The sequence below is a fragment of the Leisingera sp. ANG-Vp genome (assembly GCF_000813725.1).
GTDB lineage: Bacteria > Pseudomonadota > Alphaproteobacteria > Rhodobacterales > Rhodobacteraceae > Leisingera.
In genome coordinates, this window is sequence record NZ_JWLD01000124.1 from 1 (window position 1) to 8,836 (window position 8,836).

Below are 8,836 nucleotides of genomic sequence, written 5' to 3' on the forward strand. Positions count from 1 at the left end.
GCGGCACGGGTCTTGATCATTGCGCGTTTCCTTTGTTCGTCATCCAGCCGGCAGGCCCGTTACAGGTCCCGGTCGGCACCCAGCATCCGGCCCATGTAGCCCAGGAAGTCCCAGATGGTGCCCTCCAGATCATCCGGCGCCAGCGGACCGCTCCGGAAATAGCGCGTGTTCTGCGCCACTTGCAGAGTTTCCAGCTTCTCCCGATCCTCGGCGTTGAAGGATTTGCAGAGATCTACATAAGAGATGACCTCCGGGTCCTGCGGATCGGTTTTGAAACCGGCCACGCCCCAGCGGATTGCCACTTTGTCCGCACCGGCAGGACGCAGGCAGAGATAGAGCGTGTAGTTGGCTGCCACCGCCACCACAAAGCTGGGGAAGATATTGAACAGCACGGTGTTGCGCTGCTCATCTTCAGTCATGTCCTCGTGGAAGGGGCCGCGCGGCGGGAATTCCGGATCGTAATAAGACCGGTAGGCGGTCCAGCGCGCCTCGCCCGGCACCTTGCGGCACAGCTGCGTCGGCGTCATCGGCTGCAGCGTCTTGGGGTGGGTGGCAAAGAGGTGATAGCCCTCCATGAAGTTCTCGGTCAGGTTCTTCCAGTTGGTGTTCCAGACCCCTTCATCGGTGAACAGAAGATTGCGCTGCTCGTTGTGATAGTTGTGCAGGATGCCGTCCAGCACCTCCAGCTGCGGCGCCAGCGGCTCAGCTGTGCCGTCCAAATTCACAAAGATGAAGTTGCTCCAGATCTCGGTCTTGAACTGCGGCAGGCGGCAGCCCTTCATCTCGAAATTCTTGGCATTCTTCATCAAGGGCGCCGTCTTCAGCGCCCCGTCGGTGGCATAGGTCCAGGCGTGGTACTGACAGACAAAGCTGCGGCGTTTGCCTGAGGCTTCGGTCTCCACCAGATTGCCGCGGTGGCGGCACACGTTGGACAGCACATGCACCTCGCCGTCATGACCGCGGGTCACAAGCAGCTGCTCGCCCGCTACCTCGGTGGTAAAGAAATCCCCCGGCTCCTGCACCTCGCCCGCGTGGCCGACGCAGATCCATTCACGCCGGAAAATATGCTCTTTCTCGAGCTCATGGAAATCGCCCGAGGTGTAGAATCCGGGCGGCATCGTGCGGGCCTGGCTCCGGTCCAGTGTCTTCAGCTCGGTCAATTCCTGGCGCAGCGCGGCGGCGGTGATCGCTTGGGTGACGGGCATCTGATTCCCTCTGCCTCCTAATCTGTGATCACAGATTGATTACATGCTTCCGGCCCAGCCGCCAAGGAAAAAAGTCGACTGACAGGAAATCTCCCCCGCAAAGGCAGCACTGGGCGCCCCCTGCAGCCGTTGAACACGGCTGCCCATTCTCAAGGCTCCATTCCGAAGCTTCCCCGCAATTCACCCCGGTAACTAGGTTCTGGCGCAGACCGCTATTTGCGCCATCCTTCCTGCGGGCCTGCAATTATTTTACATAATCACGATTACACCCCGCACGCAGAAGACCGCCATCAGCGCGGAGGCAAAACAAGCTGCCTCAGACCTCCGATCAATAATTGACAAAATTAGTAAATCATTTTACCCGCCGCCCTCGAAGGAGTTGCGGATGTTTTTTGATCTGGCCGAATTGCGCGCATTTGGGGCCCGGCCCTGCCTGATCACTGCCGAAGGCACCAGCCTGACCTATGCGGCCCTGGCAGAGGCTGCAGAGCAATTCGGACGCCTGCTTCCCAGTGACCGGCAACTGATCGCGGTTGAGGCAGCAGCAGACCCCGAGGCCATTACCGCCTGCCTCGGTGCGTTGGCGGCAGGCCATGCCGTTATGCCGCTGCCGGCTGGAGACAGCACCACAGCGGCCAAGCTCGAAGAACGCTTCCGCCCCGCCGCCAGTTTCCGCCGGCAGGACGGCGCATGGCAGCTGCTGGCCCACGCGCATGAGCCCGCCGCCATCCATCCGGATCTCACGCTGCTGCTGCAAACCTCCGGCAGCACCGGCCATGGCCGCGGCGTGCGCCTGTCCGCCCGGGCCGTGGACAGCAATGCCCGGGCCATCGCAGAATACCTCGAAATCCAGCCCCAAGATCGCGCCGCGCTGATCCTGCCGCTGCATTATTCCTACGGCCTGTCGGTGCTGCACTCACATCTGGCCGCCGGCGCCAGCCTGTGGCTGGCCCCCGGCTCTGTGCTGGAGCCCGGTTTTGCCGCGGCCCTGGACGCCTCCGGCGCCACCAGCCTGGCCGGGGTTCCGCATCACTTCCGGCTGCTGGAAAGCGCAGGCCTCTCCCACGCCCTGCCGGAACGGATCAAAACCCTTACCGTGGCCGGCGGCGCCATGGAGCCCGCCCAAGTCAGCGCCTGGTCTGCCCGGATGCAGGCCCGCGCCGGCCACTTCTTCGTGATGTACGGCCAGACCGAGGCCACCGCGCGGATCAGCTATCTGCAGCCGGAGCTGGCGCAGGACAATCCCGGCGCCGCAGGCCGTGCCATTCCTGGCGGCCGCCTGCTGCTGCGCAACGCCGGCGGCACCGAAATCACTGCACCCGAAGGCGAGGGCGAACTGGTCTACCAAGGCGCCAATGTGATGATGGGCTACGCCGAGACCCACGTTGATCTCGCCAGGGGCGCGGAACTGAGCGAACTCGCCACCGGAGATCTGGCCAAGCGCGATGCAAACGGGCTCTACCACATCACCGGCCGGCTCTCCCGCATGTCCAAGATCGCCGGGCTGCGCATCGGCCATGACGCCATCGAGCGCGCCCTGGCGGCCCAGGGGCATGAGGCCGCCGTCTGGGGCGATGACAGCCGCATTTCAATCGCCGTCTGCGGGCCGGAAACCGGAATTGCAGCGCTGGCGGCCCAGCTGACCGGCATCGGCCAGCAGCATTTCACAGTGCTCACCCGCAAGTCCCTGCCCCGCCGGGCCAATGGCAAGATCGACTACCCGGCGCTGAAAGCGCAATCGGCCAAGCCCAAACCCGCCAAGGGCGTGCTGGCCGCCTACCAGGCCGCCTTTGCGTCGCAGACCGTGGGCCGCAACGACAGCTTTGCTTCTTTGGGCGGCGACTCGCTGCGCCATGTCGAGCTGTCCCTAGCGCTGGACGAGGCCCTTGGCGGCGCCCCAGCGGGCTGGGAAGAGATGCCTGTCAAGGACCTGGAGCAGGCCGCCCCGGCCCCCTCTGCCAGCCTGCCCTTCGACCTTGCCGCCCGGGTTCTGGCCATTCTGGCCGTGGTGGTGGCGCATCAGACCTTCTGGCCGGTGTTCGGAGGTGCCGCAACCATGGTGATCCTGATGGGGATGAGCGTTGCAGGCTTCCGCTGGGACGCGCTGAAATCCGGCGATATGCGCAGCTTTTTCAAACCCGTAGCCGCAGTGCTGATCCCCTACTACCTGATCCTCGCAGGCTATGCCCTGGCCTGGGAGCAGGTGCCCTGGGCTTCGCTCTTTCTGGCAGGCAACTTTGCTCTGACCATCCCCGAAACCCATCTGATGCTGCCCTATCTGTACTGGTTCATCGAAGCTTACCTTCAGATGACGTTGCTGGTTGCCCTGCCCTTTGCGCTGCCGCCGGTGCGCCGCTGGCTGGCAGAACAAGGCGCCTTCCGCGCGGGCCTCTGCTTCCTGGCTCTTGCCGTCGCGCTGCGCCTGGGCGTGCCGGAGGTCTGGAACATCGGCGGCCGGGCGCAGTTCACCGTGCCTTGGGTCTTCTACCTGTTTGCGCTTGGCTGGTGCATCACCGCGGCCAGCACAATGGCGCAGCGGCTCATGGTGCTGGCTGCGGCCTGTGTGATCATGCCGATGGCGGCCTATCTGGGCGGCAACTGGTACGGCGGCTGGATCAAATACATGTGGCTCCTTGCTTTGATTGCCGGGCTGCTGTTCATCCCCCGTCTGCCGATGCCGCGATTTGCCGTGCGGCCGATGATGCGGCTGGCCCAGGCCGCCTTTCACATCTACCTGCTGCACCGCTTTGTGCCGGAACTGCTGATGCCGATGGCCGGGCTGGAGGGCCGCAGCCCGCTGAATGACGCGCTGGCGATTTTCGGCGGCATCGCACTTGGCCTGGCCGCAGCCGCCCTGCAGCGCCAGCTGGTGCAGGTTTGGTCCCAGGCCCGGAGCCGCCGCCAGCTGGCTGTGGCACAGGCCTAGGCCAGCGCGGCAACGGCGGAACTGATCCGGCTCAAGGCCTCGCGCAGCTCCGCCTCGGAGGTGGCATAGGAAATCCGGAAGTAGGGCGATATGCCAAAAGCCCGGCCCGGCACCACTGCCACCTGGTGGTGCTCCAGCAGGTAAGCACAGAAATCCGCGTCCGTTTCCAGCACCCCGCCCTGGGGCGTGCGCCTGCCCAAAACGCCTGCGCAATTGGCGAATGTGTAGAATGCTCCCTCCGGCACCGGGCAGGTGATGCCCTCCATGCCATTGAGCGCCTCCACCACCAGATCGCGCCGCGCCTGGAAACTGGCCCGCCGCTCCGCAAGCACTTCCTGCGGGCCGTTCAAAGCCGCCGCCGCTGCCGCTTGCGACACCGAGGACGGGTGCGAGGTCGACTGCGACTGCACCACTTTCATCGCATCGATCAGATCCTTCGGCCCGCCGGCATAGCCCAGCCGCCAGCCGGTCATCGCATAGGCCTTGGAGACGCCATTCACCGTCAGCACCCGGTCCTTCAGCCGCGGTTCCACCTGCGCAGGGGTGGCAAATTCGAAACCGCCATAGGTGATATGCTCATACATGTCGTCCGCCATCAGCCAGACATCCGGATGCCGCAGCAGCACCTCCAGCAAGGGCTTGTAATCCTCGGCGCTGTAGCCAGCCCCCGCCGGGTTCGACGGCGAGTTCAGCAGCAGCCAGCGGGTGCGCGGCGTGATCGCCGCCTCCAGCTTCTCCGCCGTCAGGCGGAAACCGGTCTCAGCGCCGCAAGGCACCAGCACCGGTTCGCCTCCGGCAATGCGGATAATATCGGAATAGGACGTCCAGTAAGGCGTCGGCACAATCACCTCATCGCCCGGGTTGAGGCTGGCCATGAAGGCATCAAACAGGATCTCCTTGGCGCCGGTGCCCGCGGTGATTTCATCCAGCGCATAATCCAGACCGTTGTCGCGCTTGAATTTGGCCTGGATCGCCTGCCGCAGCTCCAGCGTGCCGCCAAGCGCGGTGTATTTGGTCTCACCCGCCTGCATCGCTGCGGCGGCGGCATCCTTGATGTGCTGCGGCGTGTCGAAATCCGGCTCCCCGGCGCCGAGGATGATCACCGGCGCGCCCTGGCGCTTCATGTCGGCGGCCTTGGCGCCGATGGTGAGAATCTCCGAGACCTCAAGAGGGTCAAGTCGGCTTGCGCGGCGGAATCGGGCCATGGCGAGGGCTCCCTGCTGGTTCTGGCACTTCCAGCATGAAACGCGCATGGCCCGCGGAAAAGCGGCAAAACACGACAGAATCCATTCCGGAATGGCATTAAACACGGAAGGCAGCGCCCGAGCCTGGGTGGGTGCGAAGCGCCCTCCCGTGGGGAGGGTCGGGCGCTGCCTGGCCTATCGGCCATGAGAAACACTTCAATCCGGTTTGGCTCTCAACTGCTTGCGCATCCAGGCCTCCAGCTTCTGCACCGCCTCAGGAACCGGCCCGTGCGGGCGCACCAGGAAGTAACGCTTGCGCGTCTCCAGCGCAGGCCCCGGAATCCGCAGCAGGTCCCCCGCAGCAATCTCCCGCGCCACCATGTCATAGGGCACAATCGCCGCGCCCAGGCCCGCTGCCGCTGCCGCAATCACCATCGAGTGCTGGTCAAAATAGCGCCCGTCCTGGCGCGGGCTGCCCGCCAGCCCGGCGCGGTCGAACCACTCCGCCCAGGACCCTGCCCGGCTGTCCAGATGCAGCAGCGGCGCCTGCGCCAGATTGGCCGCCAGCTCCAGCTGATGCGCGGCATAAAACCCCGGCGCGCAGACCGGCACCATTTCCTCGCCGAACAAAGGCGCCATATGGGTGCCGGGCCAGTTGTCCAGCCCGTAATGCACCGCGAGGTCAAAGTTTTCCCGCGCAAAATCAAACGGCTCCAGCCGGGTGGAGAAGCTCAGCTCCACCTCCGGATGGCGGTCAAAGAAATCCGGCAGCCGCGGGATCAGCCACAGGTTTGCAAAGGCCGGCAACACCGCAATCCGCAGGGCCGACCTCCCTGCCCCAGCGGCGGCAGCCTTCTGCAAGGTCGCGCGCAAGCCTGCCAGATCCAGCTCCAGATCCGCTGCCAGCCCCTGCCCCGCCGGTGTCAGCACCACGCCGCGGCCGACACGCTGGAACAGGTCAAACCCCAGATCCGCCTCAAGCTCCTTCACTTTCTTGCTGACCGCGCTTTGGGTCAGCCCCAGCTCCTCGCCGGCCGCGGTGAAACTCTGATGCCGTGCAGCGCTTTCGAAACAGCGTAGATGGGTCAGGCTTGGCAGGCGCATTTCAATTCTCCTCCAGCTGCAACAGCAGCCACTCGCGGAACTTGATCAGCGGATACTCCTCCGCCTGATCCGCAGGCCAGACCAGGAAGTACTCTCCCAGGCTCACCGCGTCGCCTTCCATCGCCAGCGCCAGCCGCCCTTGCGCGATCTCATTTTCCGCCAGGAAGTCCGGCAGCAAAGCCACCCCCAGCCCGTGCACCGCCCCCTGCGTCATTGCTGAGGACTGGTCAAACAGCATGCCCTTCAGCTTCTGCGCCGGCACATCGTGCAACTGAAACCACTGCTCCCAGCAATCGGGATGCGTCTCCAGATGCAGCAGCGGATACTCCAGCAACTCTGCGGGAGACGCCACTGGCCCCGCCATCAGCCCCGGCGCGCAGACCGGCAGCACATGTTTCGGCATCAGGGGCAGATACTCCACCCCCGGCCAGTCCCGGGTGCCGTAATGGATCGCCGCCTGCGCTGTTCCCGCGTCAAAGCTGAACGGCAGATTATGCGTATGCAGGTTCACCGTGATGCCCGGATGCGTGGCGGCGAACTCGCGCAGACGCGGCGCCAGCCAGTGCAGGCCAAAGGACGGCAGGATCGACAGGGTAAAGCTGCCGCCGTCCGGATTGGCGCGCAGCTTGACCGAGGCCTGCGCCAGCCGCGTCAGCACCGCCCGCGCCTCCTTGGCAAAGCCGGTGCCCGCCGGCGTAAGCTGCATCCGCATCTCGCCGCGGGCAATCAGATCCACCCCCATCTGCTCTTCCAGCTGCTTTAGCTGGCGGCTGATGGCGCTTTGTGTCAGCGACAGATCCTCCGCCGCGGCTGAGGCGCTTCCCAGCCGGTCCACCGCCTCAAGGGCCAGCAGCGAGGGGATCGAGGGCAGGAACCGGCGCGGTGCAATCATATGATCTTAACTCATGGCTTCACGATTTAGTTTCATTAGCAATCCAGGCCGGGCAGTGCAATTTCTATATCAGACAGACGCCCCGCAGGGCATCTGCGCATCGCCTCCTAAAGTTTTGCTCATGCCCTGCCCTACAGATAAGGACGCCGACATGCCCCATTCCGACATCCTCGCCGCCGCAGGCCTGACCACAGCCGAACTGACCGGCGGCAGCCTCTCCGTCACCACGCCGGTGGACGGCAGCGAGATCGCCCGCCTGACAACCCATACCGTAGCCGAGGCCGAAACGCAGATCGCCGCCGCCAAGGAAGCCTTCAAATCCTGGCGCCTGGTGCCAGCCCCGCGCCGCGGCGAGCTGGTGCGCCTGCTGGGCGACGAGCTGCGCAAAGAAAAGGAAAATCTCGGCCGCCTCGTCACCCTGGAATGCGGCAAGATCTACCAGGAGGGCCTAGGCGAAGTGCAGGAGATGATCGACATCTGCGACTTTGCCGTGGGTCTGTCGCGCCAGCTTTACGGCCTCACCATCGCCTCCGAACGCCCCGGCCACGCGATGCGCGAAAGCTGGCATCCGATGGGCACCTGCGGCGTCATCACCGCCTTCAACTTCCCCGTCGCCCCCTGGTGCTGGAATGCGGCGCTGGCACTGGTCTGCGGTGATCCGGTGATATGGAAACCGTCGGAGAAAACCCCGCTCACCGCCCTCGCCGTGCAGAAAATCTGCGAGCGCACCATGGCGGCCTTCGGCGAAGACGCGCCCAAAGGCCTGATCCAAGTGCTGATCGGCGAACGCGATCTGGGCGAGACCCTCACCGCTTCCAAGGATGTCGCGATCATCTCCGCCACAGGCTCGGTGCCGATGGGCAAGGCGGTTGCGGCAGACATGTCCAAACGCCTCGGCCGCACCATTCTGGAGCTGGGCGGCAACAACGCGATGATCGTGGCGCCCTCCGCTGATCTGGAAATGGCCCTGCGCGCCATCGTCTTTTCCGCCGTCGGCACCGCCGGCCAGCGCTGCACCACCCTGCGCCGCCTGATCGTGCATGAAGACATCTATGACGCGCTGATCCCGCGCCTGATCAAGGCCTACGAGGGCCTGCCCATCGGCGACCCGCTGGCAGACGGCACCCTGGTCGGCCCGCTGATCGACAGCGCCGCGCTGGACGCAATGACCAGCGCGCTGGAACGCGCCAAATCCGAAGGCGGCACCGTGCACGGCGGCGGCCAGGCCCTGGCAGACAGCCACGGCGATGCGGCCTATGCCCATCCGGCTATCGTCGAGATGCCCGCCCAAACCGCGATCATGCACACCGAAACCTTCGCCCCGATCCTCTACGTGGTGAAATACGCTGATCTCGATCAAGCCATTGAAATGCAGAACGAAGTGCCGCAAGGTTTGTCGTCCTGCATCTTCTCCACCGATGTACGCGAGACCGAATATTTCCTCTCGGCAGCGGGCTCCGACTGCGGTATTGCCAATGTGAACATCGGCCCCTCCGGCGCTGAAATCGGCGGCGCTTTCGGGGGC

The 8,836-nt window shown here is 64.8% G+C and carries 6 protein-coding genes; 2 read left to right on the top strand and 4 right to left on the bottom strand.

Translation table 11 applies throughout. From position 1 onward, the window contains the following. Positions 1-59 precede the first annotated feature (59 nt). Positions 60-1,205, bottom strand: coding sequence for an aromatic ring-hydroxylating oxygenase subunit alpha (locus tag RA20_RS24260; protein ID WP_052249169.1), 1,146 nt, complete (start codon positions 1,203-1,205; stop codon positions 60-62). Positions 1,206-1,590: 385 nt separating this feature from the next. Between RA20_RS24260 and RA20_RS24265 the strand changes: the two genes are divergently transcribed. Then, positions 1,591-4,131 (top strand): AMP-binding protein, encoded by a 2,541-nt coding sequence (locus RA20_RS24265; RefSeq protein WP_039135431.1) that lies wholly within the window; start codon positions 1,591-1,593, stop codon positions 4,129-4,131. Here the strand turns inward: RA20_RS24265 and RA20_RS24270 are convergent. The 3 genes from RA20_RS24270 to RA20_RS24280 form a co-directional block, all read right to left on the bottom strand. After that, on the bottom strand, positions 4,128-5,336 hold the full coding sequence (locus RA20_RS24270) for a pyridoxal phosphate-dependent aminotransferase (protein ID WP_039135434.1): 1,209 nt from the start codon (positions 5,334-5,336) through the stop codon (positions 4,128-4,130). The genes RA20_RS24265 and RA20_RS24270 overlap by 4 nt on opposite strands. Positions 5,337-5,531: 195 nt before the next feature. Continuing rightward, positions 5,532-6,419, bottom strand: coding sequence for a LysR substrate-binding domain-containing protein (locus RA20_RS24275; protein ID WP_039135436.1), 888 nt, complete (start codon positions 6,417-6,419; stop codon positions 5,532-5,534). A gap of 1 nt (position 6,420) precedes the next feature. Continuing rightward, positions 6,421-7,311 carry a LysR substrate-binding domain-containing protein gene (locus RA20_RS24280; RefSeq protein WP_039135439.1) on the bottom strand — a complete coding sequence of 297 codons (891 nt, stop codon included), beginning with the start codon at positions 7,309-7,311 and terminating at the stop codon, positions 6,421-6,423. A 151-nt stretch (positions 7,312-7,462) separates the two neighbouring features. On the opposite strand from RA20_RS24280, the gene RA20_RS24285 reads away from it, so the two are divergent. Then, a partial coding sequence (locus RA20_RS24285; protein ID WP_039135442.1) for an aldehyde dehydrogenase family protein occupies positions 7,463-8,836 on the top strand: 1,374 nt, incomplete at its 3' end.

Coding starts and splice junctions, on each gene's coding strand:
- RA20_RS24260 (WP_052249169.1), bottom strand. CDS start 1,205: ATGCCCGTCACCCAAGCGATCACCGCCGCCGCGCTGCGCCAGGAATTG.
- RA20_RS24265 (WP_039135431.1), top strand. CDS start 1,591: ATGTTTTTTGATCTGGCCGAATTGCGCGCATTTGGGGCCCGGCCCTGC.
- RA20_RS24270 (WP_039135434.1), bottom strand. CDS start 5,336: ATGGCCCGATTCCGCCGCGCAAGCCGACTTGACCCTCTTGAGGTCTCG.
- RA20_RS24275 (WP_039135436.1), bottom strand. CDS start 6,419: ATGCGCCTGCCAAGCCTGACCCATCTACGCTGTTTCGAAAGCGCTGCA.
- RA20_RS24280 (WP_039135439.1), bottom strand. CDS start 7,311: ATGATTGCACCGCGCCGGTTCCTGCCCTCGATCCCCTCGCTGCTGGCC.